Raw genomic sequence first — 17144 nt, 5'->3', positions numbered from 1 at the left:
ATTCTGACGAACCATCAAGAGGTCGTCAGCACGATCTTCCCGAAGACGTCGCCCGACTCGATCTTCTCGAACCCCTCGCGGGCCCGCTCCAGCGGCAGCACCTCGTCGATGACCGGCCGCACCCCCGCCGCCGCGCAGAACGCCAGCAGGTCCTCCAGCTCCTCCTTGGTGCCCATGGTCGAGCCGACCACCTTCAGCTCCAGGAAGAAGATCCGGGTGAGCTCGGCGTGCGCGGGCCGGTCGCCGCTGGTGGCGCCCGAGATGACCAGCGTGCCGCCGGGCTTGAGCGACTTGACCGAGTGCGACCAGGTGGCCGCGCCGACCGTCTCGATCACCGCGTCCACCCGCCGCGGCAGCCGCGCGCCCGGCTCGTACGCCTCCAGGGCGCCCAGCTCGACCGCCCGCTTCCGCTTGGCCTCGTCGCGGCTGGTGGCGAAGACCCGCAGCCCGGCCGCCCTGCCCAGCACGATGGCCGCGGTCGCGACCCCGCCGCCCGCGCCCTGCACGAGGACGGAGTCGCCGGGCCGCACACCCGCGTTGGTGAAGAGCATCCGGTACGCGGTGAGCCAGGCGGTCGGCAGACAGGCGGCCTCGGCGAAGCTGAGCTCCTTGGGCTTGGGCAGCACGTTCCAGGTCGGCACGGCGACCTGCTCGGCGAAGGTGCCCTGGTACTTCTCGGTGAGGATGGAGCGGCCCTCGCCCGGGCCCACCCCGTGGCCCGTCTGGCCGATCACGGAGTGCAGGACGACCTCGTTGCCGTCCTGGTCGACCCCGGCCGCGTCGCAGCCCAGGATCATCGGCAGCTTGTCCTCGCCGAGGCCGACCCCGCGCAGCGACCACAGGTCGTGGTGGTTGAGCGAGGCCGCCCGGACGTCGATGAGGGACCAGCCCGGGCGTACCTCGGGGGCGGGCCGCTCCCCCAACTCCAGACCGGAGAGCGGCTGGTCACGGTCGATGCGTGCGGCATAGGCGGCGAACATGGCCCTGACCCTAGAACGCGTACGGGACGCGGCGGAACCTCATCGAGGTGTGAGCCGCGTCCCGTACGGAACGTCGTGACCGCAGGCGTTACCGGCGCGCCACGCCCTCCGCCCGCGCCGCAGCGGCAACCGCCGCAGTCACCGCAGGGGCGACCCGCTCGTCGAACGGGGACGGGATCACATACTCCGCGGCCAGGTCATCGCCGACCACGTCGGCCAACGCGTTCGCCGCGGCGATCTTCATGCCCTCGGTGATCCGGGAGGCCCGGACCTGGAGGGCGCCCGCGAAGATGCCCGGGAACGCCAGCACGTTGTTGATCTGGTTCGGGTAGTCCGAACGGCCCGTGGCGACCACCGACGCGTACTTGTGCGCGATGTCCGGGTGGACCTCCGGGTTCGGGTTGGCCATGGCGAACACGAACGCGCCGGGCGCCATCGAGGCCACCGCGGGCTCCGGGACCGTACCGCCGGAGACGCCGATGAAGACGTCCGCGCCGGCCAGGGCGGTCTCCAGGGAGCCGGAGAGGCCCGCCTTGTTGGTGATCTCCGCCAGCTCGCGCTTGACGTCGGTCAGGTCCTGGCGGTCCCGGCTGACGATGCCCTTGCGGTCGGCGACCGCCACGTCGCCCAGGCCCGCCTCCAGGAGGAACTTGGCGATGGCCACGCCGGCCGCGCCCGCACCGGAGATCACGGCCCGCAGGTCGCCGAGCGTGCGCCCGGTGAGCTTCGCCGCGTTGCGCAGCGCCGCGAGGGTGACCACGGCGGTGCCGTGCTGGTCGTCGTGGAAGACCGGAATGTCCAGGGCCTCCTGCAGACGCCGCTCGATCTCGAAGCAGCGCGGCGCGGAGATGTCTTCCAGGTTCACTCCGCCGAAGGACGGCGCCAGGCGCACCACGGTCTCGATGATCTCGTCCGTGTCGGTGGTCGCGAGCGCGATGGGCACCGCGTCGACCCCGCCGAACTGCTTGAAGAGGATGGCCTTCCCCTCCATCACGGGAAGGGACGCCTCGGGGCCGATGTCACCCAGCCCGAGCACGGCCGTACCGTCCGTGACCACGGCGACGACCTGGGACTTCCAGGTGTAGTCGTGGACCAGGTCGGGGTTCTCCGCGATCGCGGTGCACACCTTCGCCACACCCGGCGTGTAGGCCAGGGACAGGTCGTCCCGGTCCCGGATGGGCACGGTGGCCTGCACGGCCATCTTGCCGCCCCGGTGCAGGGCGAAGGCCGGATCGAAGGGCTCCTCCGGGGAGCCTTGGTCAGTACTGCTGTCGCTGCGAGGATTGACGATCTCCGCTGCCATTTGATTTGACCCCTTAAGTCTTCATCAGTTGAGGGTGGCCACTCCTTGTTGAGGAGGGGTGGGTGGGCACCACGCACGTTCCCCGCGAGGAGCGGTTGGCCCGCCCCGCGAGGAGGAGGTACGTACGCGCGGGCACGCCGCACAACGCGCCCTGAGCCCCGGATGAGGGGTGTAAGGATCCTTCTTACCGGACGGAGGGGTGCGCCGAGTAGTCCATTTCGACTGCGGAACGCCGTGGTGACACGACTCATAGCGGCATGTCGGGACAAGTGAGCTATGCGGCGCGAAACGCGTCCACAACGCGAGATGAACCGCAGATTTTCCCGCCGGAAAAGGTAAAACCCGCACATGGTCCGGCCTTGATGTACCGGCCCGTTGGGGTTGGGGGGTGACCCGTTATCCGATTTTGACATGCGTGCCCCCCTGATTCCGCAGGTCCGAATGGCAAGATGCCGACACAACACGGTCGTGTCGCCCAAGCATGGGCACCACGACCCACTGTTCACTCACTGGCCACTCCATCACCCGCCGGAGGAACCCGACCATGACCGCAAGCACCACCCGTCGTACGACCGCCGCCTCGTCCCGGATTGCCGCGGTCGGCGCGATCGCGGTCGCCGGTGCCCTCCTGCTGACCGGCTGCGGAGACCAGACGAAGAGCAAGGACAAGGACAGCGGTGCCAGCTCGGCCGGCACCAGCAACGCCCCGCTCTTCTCGAAGCTGCCCAAGAACATCCAGGACAAGGGCGTCATCAAGGTCGGCTCGGACATCGCGTACGCCCCGGTCGAATTCAAGGACAAGGACGGCAAGACCGCCGGTATCGACCCGGATCTGGCCGATGCCCTGGGCAAGCAGCTGGGCGTGAAGTTCCAGTTCGAGAACGGCACCTTCGACACCCTGGTCACCGGCCTCCGCGCCAAGCGCTACGACATGGCCATGTCGGCCATGACGGACACCAAGGACCGCCAGAACGGCATCGACTCGGAGACCAAGAAGAAGGTCGGCGAGGGCGCCGACTTCGTGGACTACTTCACCGCCGGTGTCTCGATCTACACCGCCAAGGGCAAGGACCAGGGCATCAAGACCTGGGACGACCTCTGCGGCAAGAAGATCGTGGTGCAGCGCGGCACGGTCTCCGAGGACCTCGCCAAGAAGCAGTCCGAGAAGTGCGGTGACAAGGGCAAGATCTCGATCGAGGCCTTCGACACCGACCAGCAGGCCCAGACCCGACTGCGCTCCGGCGGCGCCGACGCCGGCTCCTCGGACTTCCCGGTCGCCGCGTACGCGGTGAAGACCTCGGGCGGCGGCAAGGACTTCCAGATCGTCGGCGAGCAGGTCGAGGCCGCTCCGTACGGCATCGCGGTCTCCAAGGACAACACCCGGCTGCGCGACGCCCTCAAGGAGGCGCTCGACGCGATCATCAAGAGCGGTGACTACGACAAGATCATCGCGAAGTGGGGCGTCGAGGCCGGCGCCGTGAAGGAAGCCAAGGTCAACGGCGGCGTCTGATCCTCCCCGCTCCAGGCTCCCTCCGCCCCGTCCCCGGGCGGAGGGCCTGAAGGCTTCTGAAAGGCAACACCCGTGACTGTTGACGTCAACAAGACGGAGCCGGCGGACACCCCGCCCCCCGCCGCTCCGGAGAGCATCAAAGCGATCCCGGTCCGCCACTACGGCCGGTACGTCTCCGCCGTGATCGCGATCGGCCTGCTCGTCGCGATCATCTACGCGTTCAGCCAGGGCAAGATCAACTGGGGTGCGATCCCCGACTACTTCTTCGACGACCGGATCATCCACGGCGTCGGCCAGACCCTGCTGCTGACCGTCCTTTCCATGGCGATCGGCATCGCGGGCGGCATCATGCTCGCCGTGATGCGGCTGTCGAAGAACCCGGTGACCTCGTCCATCGCCTGGTTCTACATCTGGTTCTTCCGGGGCACCCCGGTCCTGGTCCAGCTGATGGTCTGGTTCAACCTGGGCCTGGTCTTCGAGTACATCAACCTCGGCCCGATCTACAAGGACTACTGGTCCTCGTTCATGACGCCGCTGCTCACGGCGCTGCTCGGGCTCGGCCTCAACGAGGCCGCGTACATGGCGGAGATCTGCCGGGCCGGTCTGCTGGCGGTCGACGAGGGCCAGACCGAGGCGTCCCACGCGCTCGGCATGAGCCACGCCAAGACGCTGCGCCGGATCGTGATCCCGCAGGCGATGCGCGTGATCGTGCCGCCCACGGGCAACGAGGTCATCAACATGCTGAAGACCACCTCGCTGGTCTCGGCGGTGCAGTTCTACGAGCTGCTGCGCGAGGCCCAGGACATCGGCCAGACGTCCGGTGCCTCGGTGGAGATGCTGTTCCTCGCGGCCACCTGGTACCTGATCCTGACGACGATCTTCTCGATCGGCCAGTACTACCTGGAGCGCTACTACGCCCGCGGCTCCAGCCGTGCGCTCCCGCCCACCCCGTTCCAGCGGATCAAGGCCAATCTGGCCCTGCTCCGTCGTACCCCCAAGGTGGTGACCCGATGACCGCCATGGTGAAGTCCGAAGGCGTGCACAAGTCCTTCGGCGCGACCGAGGTCCTCAAGGGCATCGACCTGGAGGTGGCCGAGGGCGAGGTGTTCTGCCTGATCGGCCCGTCCGGCTCCGGCAAGTCGACCTTCCTGCGGTGCATCAACCACCTGGAGAAGATCAACGCCGGCCGGCTGTACGTGGACGGCGAGCTCGTCGGCTACCGCCAGAAGGGCGACAAGCTCTACGAGCTGAAGGACAGCGAGGTCGCGGTCAAGCGCCGCGACATCGGCATGGTCTTCCAGCGCTTCAACCTGTTCCCGCACATGACGGCCATAGAGAACGTCATGGAGGCGCCGATCCAGGTCAGGGGCGAGTCCAAGGCGGTGGTGCGCGAGCGCGCGCAGAAGCTGCTCGACCGGGTCGGCCTGGCCGACAAGGCGAAGAACTACCCCTCGCAGCTCTCCGGCGGCCAGCAGCAGCGTGTGGCGATCGCCCGCGCGCTGGCCATGGAGCCGAAGCTGATGCTCTTCGACGAGCCGACGTCGGCGCTCGACCCGGAGCTGGTCGGTGACGTCCTGGACGTCATGCGCGGCCTCGCCGAGGACGGCATGACCATGATCGTGGTCACCCACGAGATGGGCTTCGCGCGCGAGGTCGGCGACTCGCTGGTCTTCATGGACGGCGGTGTGGTGGTCGAGTCCGGCCACCCGCGCGACGTCCTGACCAACCCGCAGCACGACCGGACGAAGTCGTTCCTGTCGAAGGTGCTGTAGGCGCCGCGGCGGCAGGAGTACGGACAGGGGCGGTACGGGCCGAGGAGCCCGTACCGCCCCTTTCGGCGTACCGGGGTTCCGTCCCCGTCGAGGGCGCTCACGTAATACCCTCGGATGGCATACAGCCGTTACTGACGCCGCTACCGCCGCCGTAAGGATCACACGTGGAACTGGCCTATTACTCGGACTATGCCGTGCGCCTGGTCAACACCGAGGAGCCGGCCCGTAACAAGGATGCCCTCACGACGGTCGAGGTGATCCGGGAGCTCTTCGGCTCCGAGTCGACCACGGCCCGCCGGGCGACGGAGGCGGACGTACCGCGCCTGCGGGCGGTCCGGGCGCGGCTGCGGGCGGTGTTCGAGGCGGCGGACGAGGGCGAGCAGGTCCAGGCGGTGGACCTGCTGAATTCCCTTCTCCTGGAGTTCCCGGTCAGCCCGCAGATCTCCGGGCACGACCACCGGGACGAGGACGACAGCCCGCTGTGGCACATGCACCTGGCCGACCACACCTCGAACGCGACCGCGGGCTACGCGGCGCTCGCCTCGATGGGCCTGGCCTTCCATCTCACCGAGTACGGCGTCGACCGCCTCGGCCTCTGCCAGGCGGCGCCGTGCCGCAACGCGTACCTCGACACCTCCACCAACCGCTCCCGGCGCTACTGCTCGGACCGCTGCGCGACCCGGGCGAACGTGGCCGCCTACCGGGCGCGCAAGCGCCTGGAGACCGACCGGTCGGCGAACACGGGCCTGACCGCCGAGACCAGCCAGGACAGCAGCACCCCCACCGAGCGCTGACGCCCGCGGGTCAGCGGCCGGTAGCGGCCGCGCACCCGCCCGAGCACCAGCTCGCACGGCACGGTCCCGAAGGCCCGGCTGTCGACGACCTCGTCGTCCGGGTTGTCCCCCAGCACCCACCACCCCCCCTCCCTCAGCTCGATCAGCCGCTTGACGATGAGCAGATCCTGCTGGAGCGGATGCCGCAGCACCGCGACGTCACCCGCCCGGAGCTCGGTCCCGTAGTGCACCAGCAGCTGATCGCCGTGGAGCAGCGTCGGCACCATGGAGGTCCCCGTCACCTCCGCGATCCCCAACGGCACCTTCGGCTCCCGCCCCTGATCCGTCATCGCCACCCACCTCCCGGTACCCGGTCCACACCCACGGTACGTTCCGCCACGAGTCCCATGGTGACCCTGGACTTTTGTCCTAAGCCCCCGGGGGCACTCGCGAAAAGGGGTCTCTCACCGAGTAATGTCCCACCTGAGAAGACGATCACGAGGAAGGACAGCTCAATGCTTTCCCGCCTGTTTGCCCCCAAGGTGAAGGTCAGCGCCCACTGCGACCTGCCCTGCGGCGTGTACGACCCGGCCCAGGCCCGTATCGAGGCCGAGTCGGTCAAGGCCGTCCAGGAGAAGTTCCAGGCCAACGAGGACCCGCACTTCCGTGCGCGTGCCGTGGTCATCAAGGAGCAGCGCGCGGAGCTCGCCAAGCACCACGTCTCGGTGCTCTGGAGCGACTACTTCAAGCCCCCGCACTTCGAGAAGTACCCGCAGCTCCACCAGCTGGTCAACGACACCCTGAAGGCCCTCTCGGCCGCCAAGGCGTCGACGGACCCGAAGACCGGCGAGAAGGCGCTCGAACTCATCGCTGAGATCGACCGCATCTTCTGGGAGACGAAGAAGGCCTGATCCGGGCCTGGTTGGTGCCGATCACCGCGAGCGGAAACTCGCAGCTCAGCACCTATGGGGAAGAGGTTCGACCGGGTTTCCGGCCGAACCTCTTCGCTGTCTCCCGGGCCGGGCCGGCCGGTGCCGGAACCGGCCTGGTCGCCATGTTCGAGTTCACTCCTGCCGACGATGCGGCGCGCCACTCTGCGTGAGGACGGGACAGGGGCGCTTCCGTCGTTGCGTGCGACACAGTCATCTCGGCCGAGATTCGCAATCTGCGGCAATCCCCACCCGCTCTCTGGCCATCCATCGCATCCTGGTCCTCCACCCAGCGCAGATGGAGGGCACCATGACGCTCCGGTTCATCGGCACCACGTCCGAGTACGGCAACTGCCCCACCCTGTACGAGATCACCGAGACCGGAGACATCGTCGTCCAGGGCGCCAAGATGACTGATCCGGCAGACATCGCCGCACTCCGAGACCTCGGTGCTGACGAGACCGCCGTCATCATCCCCCGCGAGCTGCTGACCCGCTTCGCGCCGAAGGAGTGACGTTGCCGTCGCTGATCCCGTTCGAGGAGATCACTCACCTGTTCTCGGAGTTCCAGCACACCGCATTCCGGCTGGAGACCCGCCGCTCCTACGCCTCCGATCGACAGGGCGCCCGCTTCCAGGCGTTCATGCAAGGCGTGGAGCCGCAGCCCGAACCCGATCACCCATGGAACGTCAACGTGAGGGCGATGACCGCGCAGGGCGCGCGCTTCTCGCGGATCCGTATCGTCGACGAGCCGCCGACGGACGGGCAGCGGTTCCTCATGGCCTCAGCAGCGGCGAACACGGCGGGTGAGGACGTCCGCGTGTTGTCTCGGTCGCTGGCCGGGCAACTGGAACTCCCGGGCTACGACTTCTGGCTCTTCGACTCCAGCACTCTGGTGCTGATGCACATCGACGAGTCCGACACGACCATTGGCGTTGAGGTCAGCTCCGACCCTGCTCAGGTGCTGGAGGCCAGTCGCGTGCGGGATGCCGCTTGGCCGCTCGCGGTGCCTGCCGCCGTGGTCTGGCCGAGGGTACGTTCCTCTGTGTGACGGACTTCCAGAGCGCACGGGTCGCTCTCGGCGCGCGGCTACGGGAACTGCGTGCCGAGACCGGCCTGAACGGCAAGGACTTCGCGGCCCGACTGGGCTGGCAGCGCTCGAAGGTGTCACGGCTGGAGAACGGCAAGCAGACCGCGACCGCCGACGACCTCGCCGCCTGGGCGGCCGCAGCCGACGCATCAGACCAGAACGCGGACCTCAAGAGCCGGCTGCGCGGGCTGGAGTCGCAGCAACGCTCGTGGCGCCGCCAAGTGGCGGCGGGCCAGCGCCCCGTTCAGGACCGCTACGTCGTGGAGTACCAGCGCACGGCCACGATGCGCGGTTACGAAGCCACCGTGATTCCCGGCCTGTTCCAGACCCCTGACTACGCTCGGGCGCTCATGGTCCACAACGCTGACGTAATGCAGACCCCGCGCGACACGGACGACGCTGTACACGCTCGCATGCGGCGCCAAGAGGTGCTGTACCAGGCGGGAAAGCTGTTCCGGGTGCTCGTGTGGGAGGGCGCGCTGCACGCGCTGATCTGCCCTCGCGAGGTGATGGCCGGGCAGCTCGACCGGCTGGTGGGGCTGATCGGTATGAGCACGGTGGAACTCGGGATCATCCCGTTCGGCGCCCGCCTGAAGCTGACCCCGAAGCACGGGTTCTGGATCTTCGATGAAGAGCGGGTCATCGTGGAGACGATCAACACTGAGTTGCAGTTCGACTCTCCCGACGACCTGGCTCTGTACGGGCGGGTATGGGATCGCCTCAACGAAGCCGCAGCGTACGGCCCTCAAGCGCGGCTGCTGATCGGACGCGCGCGCACTTCCCTGGGACTCCCGTAAGCAATCCCTGCCACTCGATCGGGCGTTGCACACAATCACGTGCAATCCGCGCGCACTGCTGAAACAAGCGTCCCTACGGTGCTCGTCATGGCCCCCAAGACGCGCAACCCCCAGCACGCGGACGCCAACGACACACAGACCAGCAACCCGGCGCACTACCGGCGCTGTGAGGTATGCAAGGAGTCGGGCGCCGACGTCATCACCCGCATGCTCATCGCCGACTTCGGTGGCGACCACACGAGCTATGCGCACCGTGGCTGCGCCGAGGCGGCCGGGACCGCTGTGGTCCTGGAGGGCCAGACCTGGGAGCCGGGGCAGCTCGCCCCCGCCGGCCCGGCCACGGGCGGCTGCTGCGTCGGCCTGTACGCCTGCATCTCCGACAGCCGCGACCCGGACACGATGCTCGACGCACTCCGCACCTACGCCTCGGCCCAGGGCTGGATCGTGACGGCGGCGCTGTATGACGTCGGGCCGCTGGACCGCCCGAAGGACAAACGGCCGGGCCTCACCCGCGCGCTGCGATTGCTGGAGGACGGGCGGATCCAGGGCCTCGTGACGCTCACGGCGGCGCATCTGGCCGTCGCCGCCCCGTTCCGGGAGCTCGCCGCCGGTTCATTCATCAGCTACGTCCAGCCCAACGAAGTGAGCGCGCCGTGATGAACCAAGCCAGCAAAGCCATCACCGACTGGCTCGCCTCGGCCCACGACGTGCCGGCGCAGGCCCGCCGGGAGTTCGCCGTGGGTGTCGCACTCGTGCCGACCGGCGAGAAGTTCGACGCAATCCGTCTGCCCGCCGACATCGTCCACGCGGCGGCGGGCGGCGAGGACCCGGACACCGTCGCCTCGTTCCTCGCTGAGGCCCTGGAGGACGGAGCGGTCATCCATGACGCGTACGGCGTCGGCGTCTGGTACTACGCACTCGTTCCACCGGGCACGCACGCTGCCTGGCGAGTGCCGCGCGTCGAGTGCCTACGCCCGGGAACCTGGCTGGGCATGCCCCGCATCGACCTGACCGCACGGCCCGGCCCGTACTGGACCCTGCCGCCGAGCGCGGTGGGCTCCGTGTGCGCGACGCGGGCCGTGGCCGACCTGGTGGCGCTCGGGCAGGCCAGGCTGCGACAGGCGCCGACGCCGGAGCGGACGCTGTGAGCCTCCACTCAGTGATCCGGTACGCGGACTGGATCCTCGGCGCGGACACCGCCCCGGGAGCGTCCGGGCCGGTCTACGTGATGGAGTGCACGAAGTGCCTCGACGCCTCCCCGCCCTCCGGCGAAAAGGCGGAACCGGAGGACTGGGCGATCAAACACACCACCCGGCATCACGACCACGGCGGCTTCCGGGCACTGATGACCTCGTTCGCCCGGGTCACCCCCGCCCCGGGCAACCCGCTGTACAAGGAGCCCGCATCCCGATGAACCGCCCACCGTATGTCGGCTCCGGCCTCTACGAGTTCCTCAACGGCAGCGCGGGTGGGCTCGTGGGACAGCGCGGTCACCGAGTAGAGCGACCGCACCGCATTCCACGCCTGAAGGCGTCCAGGGCACGCCCCATGCCCGTTCCGCTCGCCCGCCGTGCAGGCGAAACACTGGCCCAAGCTGCCCACCAACCGGCCGACGAAGGGACACCAACCGTGGCTCAGCGGACAACCGACGCCCAGCCCAAAGCCCTCAAGCCCGCCCTCGAATCCAAGACCCTCCTGGTCGCCGCTGTCATCGTTCACGACAAGGCCTCGAACCGAGTCGTCCTTCTCCAGCGCAGCCAGAACGCCAAGTTCGCCCAGGGCATGTGGGACCTGCCGGTCGGCAAGAGCGAACCCGGCGAGCCCATCACCGAGACAGCCGTCCGCGAGTTGTACGAAGAGACCGGCCTGACAGTGAAGCCGGAGTCCCTGAAGGTTGCCCACGTAATCCACGGCGCCTGGGGTGTCGAAGCGCCCAACGGCTTCCTCACCGTCGTCTTTGCCGCCCATGAGTGGGCCGGCGAGCCCGAAAACCGCGAACCGCGCAAGCACACCCAGGTCCGCTGGGTCGACGTCGATGTCATCCCCGAAGAGTTCGTGGACACCACAGCCAGCGCGCTGCATCGGTACCTTGCCGGAGGGCCCCAGGTATCCCTCGACGGCTGGGGATAGCGAGTCCTCATCAGGCTTCGATCACGTCGGGGCCCCATCTCCTCGGACAGTGCGTCGGCCGCGCGCCGAGCGAGGGCCGACACATCAAGATCGAGCGTGCGGCCTGACCGATTCCCGGCCTTACAAGATCGGCCGGTTGACGCCATCCTCGACCGGGACGGCAATGCCCATCGAAGCCGCCCCGGCGGCACGCTTCAGGAGGGAATGCGGTGACCAGTTCAGTTCCCTGGACGGAGCGCCTGTCCACCGGTACGGAAGCGATCCAGGACGACGTGGTCCGCTGGTACCAGAACACGCGAGAGGGTAAGGCCTACGTGCCCACGATGATCTGGGGCACCCTTCAGACCGAGGCATACGCCACCGTGATCCTCGGCCAGGTCGTCGACTTCCTGGGGGTCCCGAACGACGTGCCGGCCGGCGTCGCCAAGCGCATGCAGCGACAGCAAGTCCTGTACGACGGAGAGCACCACTACGACGTCGTCCTCGGGGAGCAGGCTCTCTACACGAACATCGGCGGGGCCGACGTCATGCGGCCACAGATCGAGCGCCTTCTGCGCGAGCTCGGTCTGGACTCGCTGACGCTCGGGATCCTTCCCACCACCGCGCGGGTGGACTTGTTCCCCGTTCACGGGTTCAGCGTCTACGGCGAGGGCGACCGGGTCCACGTCGAGCTCGTCTCATCCTCTGTGGACGTCACGGAACAGAGTGAGCTCGACCTCTACGGCAAAGCCTTCGCCGCCCTGAGCAGCGCGGCATCGTACGGCGACGCCGCCGAGGAACTTCTGAGGAAGGCCCACTCCTTCTGGACCAGCGCCCCGCCCCAGGGGGAGGACCACCGCCACAAGGCGTAACGCCCCCTTCGCTCTTCCGGCAGCAACACACAACAGCACCCGGCATCCGCCCGGAGCCGCGTGCTGCCGACCTTTTCTCGTGCGACTGACATGCTGGAAGCCGCGTCGGTGAGAGGGAGTTGGGCCCATGCGGTGGACCGTCCATGGTGAGCGGCAGATCTACAGCAACCCGTGGGTCAACCTGTGGCTCGTGGACGTCCAGCAGCCCGACGGGCGCCGCTGGGAGCACCACGTCGTACGCATGCGGCACCTTGCGGTGGCTGCTGTGGTCGATGACGGCAAGCGCGTACTGATGATGTGGCGGCACCGGTTCATCACGGACACCTGGGGCTGGGAACTGCCCATGGGGCTCATCGAGTCCGACGAGACTCCGGAGCAGGCCGCGGCCCGAGAGGTCGAAGAGGAGACCGGCTGGCGGGTCGAGGCCATGAAGCCGCTGGTGTACGCGCAGCCCGCGAACGGCATCACCGACTCCGAGCACCACGTCTTCCGCGCCGACGGCGCCACGTACGCGGGCCCGCCGACAGAGGTGAACGAATCGGACCGGATCGAGTGGATCCCGATCTCGCGGATCCGGGGAATGATCGACCGCCGGGAGATCGTCAGCAGCGGCAGCCTGGTCGGCCTGCTCTACCTCCTGCTGGACGAGGCCGAGGCACGCGGCTAGCGCAGGGCGGCGTCGGTAGTGCGCGTCAGCTGCCGGGTATGAAGGAGTGGCCATGCAGAATCCGACGGCCCCGCTCCCAGGGAACCACGGGAGGTATGGGAGGTACGGGCCGGACAGGGGGAGGACTCTTGGGGCTCCGCGTCGTACGTGGGGGGACCGTTGCCCGGGCCGAGGTCGACATCGCCCGGGCCGGAGGGCTGTGGCGGGTCACCCGCCCCTGGCATCCGGGGTTGCGGCCCTTTCTGCGCAGTTACGCCGGGTACTGGGACTCGGGGCTCTCGCCGTACGAGGTGCGGGTCGTCCCGACCGGGCGGGCCGTCCTCGTGATCAACCTCGCCGAGCCGTTCGCCCAGGTGCGCCGGATCGGGGCGCCGGGCACGGGCAGCGGGCGGATCGGGTCGATGGTCGTGGGGCTTGAGGACAGTCCCACGCTGTGCGCACACCGCGGAGGGCAGGAGGCCATTCGGCTGGAGTTGACGCCGCTGGGTGCCTATCGGCTGTTCGCCTTGCCCATGGGCAAGTTGGCCCAGCATGTGGTCGAGCTGCATCACATCCTGGGCCCGGGGGCCGAGTTGCTGGTGGAGCGGCTGGCGACCACCCACGACTGGGCCGAACGGTTCGACCTGCTGGACGGCGTACTGCTGGACCGGCTCGGCCGCGGCCCGGACCCCGCGCCGGAGGTCGGCCACGCCTACCGGCTGCTCGCCCGTACCGCCGGGACGATCCCGGTCGCCCGGCTGGGCGACGAAGTCGGCTGGAGCAAGGGGTACTTGATCCGCCGGTTCACCGAGCAGATCGGGCTCACCCCGAAGACGTACGGCCGGGTGCTGCGCTTCGACCGCGCCGTACGGATGCTCGCCCGCGGCGATGCCACGCTGGCCGAGACCTCCGCCGTCTGCGGCTTCTACGACCAGGCCCACCTCAACCGCGAGTTCCGCGCCCTGGCCGACACCACACCCGGCCGGATGCTGTCGGCCCGCCGGGTGGAAGGGGCCCTCACCCTGTGAGCCCCAGAAGCCCTCGGAGCCCTCGGAGTCCTGCAAGGCCTGTAAGCCCCGTAAGGGCAGGGTGAATTTTGTCCAAGGCAGGCGGCGGCCGCCGCCTGTATGGTCCACGCTCGCTGATGTCGACTCGGGCAGGGGGCCCCTATGACAGCGACGGGACCGGAGCACGGCGACGGGGAGGCCACCCGGCTGCTGTGCGCGGGCGTCTACTTCGACAGCGACTTCCGGCGCCGGGTGATCGAGGAGCTCGTCCAGCACGAGGAGCGCCCGATCGCCCTCTCGCTCGGCATCGACGCGCTGCCCGTACTCGCGCACGCGCTGCGCGCACGCCGTCGGGAGGCCGAGACCGCGCTCGCACTGCTGGGCCTGTGGGGCGTGTTCATCGGGCTCGGGGTGGCCGGGGTCGGTTCGGAGACGGTGTTTCCCGTCCCCGGCTGGCTGGCGTACGCCGTCGTCTGCTTCGTCTTCGGGAGCGTGCGCGCCGGGTCCGGGCTCGGCCTCGCGGTGTTCACCCTCGACCGCACCATGGTCAAGCAGGCCACCCGCGGACGGCTGCGGATGCTGCTGCCGCTGGTGCCGTTCGTGGTGGCGGCCCTCTACTGGGCGGGCGCGCTGTACACGCTCTTCAGCGGCGCCGACGGCTGGACGGGTGTGGTGTTCCCGCTGCTGCTCGTGCTTCCGGTGTGGGCGTACCGCGCCGATGTCACCACCGTCATGCGCAAGGAGCTGGGCGCCCAGTCGTTCGCCCGGTCCCCCCGCCCCGCGCTGCCGTACCGCTATCGGCGGATCGGCGAGGCCATCGACCGCGAGCAGCACGCCTCGCTCACGATCTACGACCCGTTCCGGCCGTTCATCGGCGCCGGACGGCCGTACGACGAGCAGTGGTCGCTGGTGATGGAGCTGAAGCGGCGCAGGGGCGCGGCGCCCGAGGCCGGGCCGCTCACCGGGCGCGAGGTCATCGACCTCATCAAGCCGCAGCTGGAGTCCCTGCGCACCTCGGCCGCGGCCACCAGCCGCGACCGGCTGCGCGCGCTCGAAGTGGACGAGTTCGTCTATCTGCCGACCGGGGTGGCCCGCTGGAAGGTCGCCTACGACCGGTCGACGGTCCGGCGGCACCTGGACGAGGCCGTGGGCGAGGGCGGCGAGGCGCGCCGGCACTTCCTGCGCATCCGGATCGGGACGTGGGACGAGCAGGTCGTGGTCTCGGTGCTGGTGCGCGTCCACACCCAGGGCGGGATGCTGGTCCTGGAGGTGGTGCCGCACGTCCTCAGCCCCGTACGGCTGGAGTTCCGGGCCGTCGACGTGATCGAGGCGCGCGGCGAGGGCGATGTCCTGCGGGACACGGTCCGCGGTCTGCTCGCGGCGCCGACCGCGAACTTCGCCGCGGCGACGTCCCTGATCAGCACGGCCGTCGCCGAGTTCCGCACCTGGCTGGCGAACCCCCGGCACGCCCTGCCGGACGGACCGGCCACTTCGGTGCGGGAGTTGGGGAGCACGGACGACCTGTCGGTGTTCCAGGACATGGACGTCAAGCGGTACGTACGGACGGTGCAGGACCGGATCGCCGGCGGGGTGCGCGAGGCCTTGCGGGCGAAGGACTACGAGACGGGCGACTTCGAGCAGCAGATCGTCACCGTGAGCGGGGGCGGGGTGTTCATCGGGGCGATGAGCGGGGGCGCCGTCGCGACGGGGGAACGGTCGTCGGCGTCGCACACGGAAGGCGGGAAGTGATGGCGGTGGAGGAAGAAGACCAGGACACGCCGGACGCACAGAGGGACGGCGGGGGTTCGGCCCCCGGCGGCATCTCCATCGGGGTGATGACCGGCGGCGCGGCGGCGGCCGGGCACCGCGCGTCCGCCGAGGACCGCTCGCGGCGGGCGGCGACGACGCCGCCCCCGTACGCGGGTGCGGCCCCGCCCACCGGCGGCCCCGGCGGCATCGGCATCGGGGTGATGACGGGCGGCGCGGCCGCGGCGGGCGAGGGTGCCCGGGCCGTGGACGCCTCGGCCCCGCTCCTCGACGCGCCTCCCGAACTGGCCCTTGCCGTACGGACGTTGCGCGAGCACCTCGGCATGCTCGGGCGGACACCGGAGATCGCCGAGCTGGACGCCGGGCTGAGCGAGCTGGACGAGGCGATGGCCGGTACCGGCCAGGTGCGGCGCGACCGGCTCCAGTGGCTGCGCGACCGGCTGACCCTCGGCGCGACGACCGCCGCGGGGCTCGCCTCGGCCGCGGCCGTCGTCGAGACCATCGTCCAACTGACTGGCTGAGAAGTGCGGGTGACATGAGCTACTGGGACGCGGACGCACAGCGCTGGATACAGGGCCCGACGGCCACCGCGGGCGACGGGGGGCCCGGGCAGCCGCCCCCGGACGACGGTCTGCGGCGCATGCTGATCGTGGTGTTCGTGGCGGTGCTGCTGTGCGCGGCGGCGGGCACCGGCATCTGGGCGCTGGCGCGCGACACCTCAGGCGCCGGCCCCGCGTCGCCGCGCTACCTCCCGGCCCCGGGCATCGCGACGGACACGGCGACGGCGACCCCCGGGTACGCGGACGTGTTCCCGACGACCACGGACGAACCCACCACGGCCGCCGAGCCGACCACCGCCACCACCGACCCGCCCACCACCCCGGGCCCCCAGCGCACGATCACGGCCTACTACGACGCTCTCAACAGCGGTGACTACGAGACCGCGTGGAGCCTCGGCGGCAGGAACCTCACCACCGACTACTCCGACTACACGGCGGGCTTCGCCGACACCCGGCGGGCCGACGTCACCGTCCTGTCCGTCCAGGACGACACCGTCTACGTCGACATCAACGCCCGTCAGCGGGACGGCAGTACGCGCACCTACACGGGTACGTACACCGTGCGGGGCGGCGAGATCACCGGCGCCTCGGTCCGCCGGACGGGGTAAATTCGGGCCATGGCACCTCTTGAACCTCCGTACACCCGGCTCCTCGTGGAGCACTACGAGCCCACTTTCCGCTTCTACGCCGCCGTGTTGCCCAAGCTGAGCGGGTGCTCGCTGGCGCGCGGTACCGAGGGGTCGGGGTATGCGAGTTGGGACGACTGCGAGGGTCGTACGACGTTCGCGCTGTTCTCCCGGGCCGCGATGGCCGCGGCCGTCGGGGAGGAGAACGTGCCCGTCGGGGCGTCCGTCGTCATTCGCGTGGACGGGCCCGGGGCGCTGGACGCCGGGGTCGAGCTCTGCACCTCGGCCGGCGCCACCGTGGTCGCCCCGGCGCAGGACCGGCCGCAGTGGGGGCCGACCATGCGGGCCGCCCATCTGCACGACCCCGACGGCAATCTGGTGGAGCTCCAGACGTACTGAGACGC

At 69.6% G+C, this 17144-nt stretch carries 22 protein-coding genes; 19 read left to right on the top strand and 3 right to left on the bottom strand.

What is annotated here, in order from left to right; translation table 11 throughout:
* Positions 1-14: 14 nt before the first annotated feature.
* A complete protein-coding gene (locus OG965_RS27125; RefSeq protein ID WP_371654659.1) occupies positions 15-980 on the bottom strand; it encodes a zinc-binding dehydrogenase in 966 nt (321 codons plus the stop codon).
* Between the two features lie 88 nt (positions 981-1068).
* Positions 1069-2283 (bottom strand): NADP-dependent malic enzyme, encoded by a 1215-nt coding sequence (locus OG965_RS27120; RefSeq protein ID WP_371654658.1) that lies wholly within the window; start codon positions 2281-2283, stop codon positions 1069-1071.
* Positions 2284-2827: 544 nt separating this feature from the next.
* Between OG965_RS27120 and OG965_RS27115 the strand changes: the two genes are divergently transcribed.
* From OG965_RS27115 to OG965_RS27100, 4 genes are all read left to right on the top strand, one after another.
* Complete coding sequence (locus tag OG965_RS27115) at positions 2828-3793, top strand: ABC transporter substrate-binding protein (RefSeq protein WP_371654657.1); 966 nt, start codon at positions 2828-2830, stop codon at positions 3791-3793.
* A 72-nt stretch (positions 3794-3865) separates the two neighbouring features.
* A complete protein-coding gene (locus OG965_RS27110; RefSeq protein WP_371654656.1) occupies positions 3866-4807 on the top strand; it encodes an amino acid ABC transporter permease in 942 nt (313 codons plus the stop codon).
* Positions 4804-5565: an amino acid ABC transporter ATP-binding protein gene (locus OG965_RS27105; protein ID WP_371654655.1), complete on the top strand. Its 762-nt coding sequence runs from the start codon at positions 4804-4806 to the stop codon at positions 5563-5565. The genes OG965_RS27110 and OG965_RS27105 overlap by 4 nt, the downstream gene beginning before the upstream one ends.
* A gap of 164 nt (positions 5566-5729) precedes the next feature.
* Positions 5730-6359 carry an ABATE domain-containing protein gene (locus OG965_RS27100; RefSeq protein ID WP_371654654.1) on the top strand — a complete coding sequence of 210 codons (630 nt, stop codon included), beginning with the start codon at positions 5730-5732 and terminating at the stop codon, positions 6357-6359.
* Here OG965_RS27100 and sodX read toward each other — a convergent pair.
* Complete coding sequence (gene sodX, locus OG965_RS27095) at positions 6263-6688, bottom strand: nickel-type superoxide dismutase maturation protease (RefSeq protein WP_371654653.1); 426 nt, start codon at positions 6686-6688, stop codon at positions 6263-6265. The genes OG965_RS27100 and sodX overlap by 97 nt on opposite strands.
* Positions 6689-6853: 165 nt before the next feature.
* On the opposite strand from sodX, the gene sodN reads away from it, so the two are divergent.
* The 15 genes from sodN (at position 6854) to OG965_RS27020 (ending at position 17139) form a co-directional block, all read left to right on the top strand.
* A complete protein-coding gene (gene sodN / locus OG965_RS27090; RefSeq protein WP_067163856.1) occupies positions 6854-7249 on the top strand; it encodes a superoxide dismutase, Ni in 396 nt (131 codons plus the stop codon).
* Between the two features lie 328 nt (positions 7250-7577).
* The gene (locus tag OG965_RS27085) at positions 7578-7781 is read left to right on the top strand and encodes a hypothetical protein (RefSeq protein ID WP_371654652.1); all 204 of its coding nucleotides are present in this window, start codon (positions 7578-7580) and stop codon (positions 7779-7781) included.
* 2 nt (positions 7782-7783) lie between these two features.
* On the top strand, positions 7784-8317 hold the full coding sequence (locus tag OG965_RS27080; RefSeq protein ID WP_371654651.1) for a DUF6879 family protein: 534 nt from the start codon (positions 7784-7786) through the stop codon (positions 8315-8317).
* Positions 8314-9153, top strand: coding sequence for a helix-turn-helix domain-containing protein (locus OG965_RS27075; protein ID WP_371654650.1), 840 nt, complete (start codon positions 8314-8316; stop codon positions 9151-9153). Before OG965_RS27080 ends, OG965_RS27075 begins: the two co-directional genes overlap by 4 nt.
* An 87-nt stretch (positions 9154-9240) precedes the next feature.
* Positions 9241-9810 (top strand): hypothetical protein, encoded by a 570-nt coding sequence (locus OG965_RS27070; protein WP_371654649.1) that lies wholly within the window; start codon positions 9241-9243, stop codon positions 9808-9810.
* A complete protein-coding gene (locus OG965_RS27065; protein ID WP_371654648.1) occupies positions 9810-10301 on the top strand; it encodes a hypothetical protein in 492 nt (163 codons plus the stop codon). Before OG965_RS27070 ends, OG965_RS27065 begins: the two co-directional genes overlap by 1 nt.
* The gene (locus OG965_RS27060; protein ID WP_371654647.1) at positions 10298-10567 is read left to right on the top strand and encodes a hypothetical protein; all 270 of its coding nucleotides are present in this window, start codon (positions 10298-10300) and stop codon (positions 10565-10567) included. The genes OG965_RS27065 and OG965_RS27060 overlap by 4 nt, the downstream gene beginning before the upstream one ends.
* A gap of 215 nt (positions 10568-10782) precedes the next feature.
* Positions 10783-11283 carry an NUDIX domain-containing protein gene (locus OG965_RS27055; protein ID WP_371657074.1) on the top strand — a complete coding sequence of 167 codons (501 nt, stop codon included), beginning with the start codon at positions 10783-10785 and terminating at the stop codon, positions 11281-11283.
* 209 nt (positions 11284-11492) lie between these two features.
* Entirely contained in the window at positions 11493-12134 is a 642-nt protein-coding gene (locus tag OG965_RS27050; protein WP_371654646.1) for a DUF5753 domain-containing protein, read from the top strand.
* Between the two features lie 127 nt (positions 12135-12261).
* On the top strand, positions 12262-12801 hold the full coding sequence (locus tag OG965_RS27045) for an NUDIX hydrolase (protein ID WP_371654645.1): 540 nt from the start codon (positions 12262-12264) through the stop codon (positions 12799-12801).
* A 128-nt stretch (positions 12802-12929) separates the two neighbouring features.
* Positions 12930-13808: a helix-turn-helix domain-containing protein gene (locus OG965_RS27040; RefSeq protein WP_371654644.1), complete on the top strand. Its 879-nt coding sequence runs from the start codon at positions 12930-12932 to the stop codon at positions 13806-13808.
* Between the two features lie 141 nt (positions 13809-13949).
* The gene (locus OG965_RS27035) at positions 13950-15536 is read left to right on the top strand and encodes a hypothetical protein (protein WP_371654643.1); all 1587 of its coding nucleotides are present in this window, start codon (positions 13950-13952) and stop codon (positions 15534-15536) included.
* The gene (locus tag OG965_RS27030) at positions 15536-16075 is read left to right on the top strand and encodes a hypothetical protein (protein WP_371654642.1); all 540 of its coding nucleotides are present in this window, start codon (positions 15536-15538) and stop codon (positions 16073-16075) included. The genes OG965_RS27035 and OG965_RS27030 overlap by 1 nt, the downstream gene beginning before the upstream one ends.
* Positions 16076-16089: 14 nt before the next feature.
* Complete coding sequence (locus tag OG965_RS27025; protein ID WP_371654641.1) at positions 16090-16722, top strand: hypothetical protein; 633 nt, start codon at positions 16090-16092, stop codon at positions 16720-16722.
* A 9-nt stretch (positions 16723-16731) separates the two neighbouring features.
* On the top strand, positions 16732-17139 hold the full coding sequence (locus tag OG965_RS27020) for a VOC family protein (RefSeq protein ID WP_371654640.1): 408 nt from the start codon (positions 16732-16734) through the stop codon (positions 17137-17139).
* The last annotated feature ends 5 nt before the right edge of the window (positions 17140-17144 follow it).

The organism is Streptomyces sp. NBC_00224 (assembly GCF_041435195.1).
GTDB lineage: Bacteria > Actinomycetota > Actinomycetes > Streptomycetales > Streptomycetaceae > Streptomyces.
This window is presented reverse-complemented; position numbering and strand designations above follow the sequence as displayed.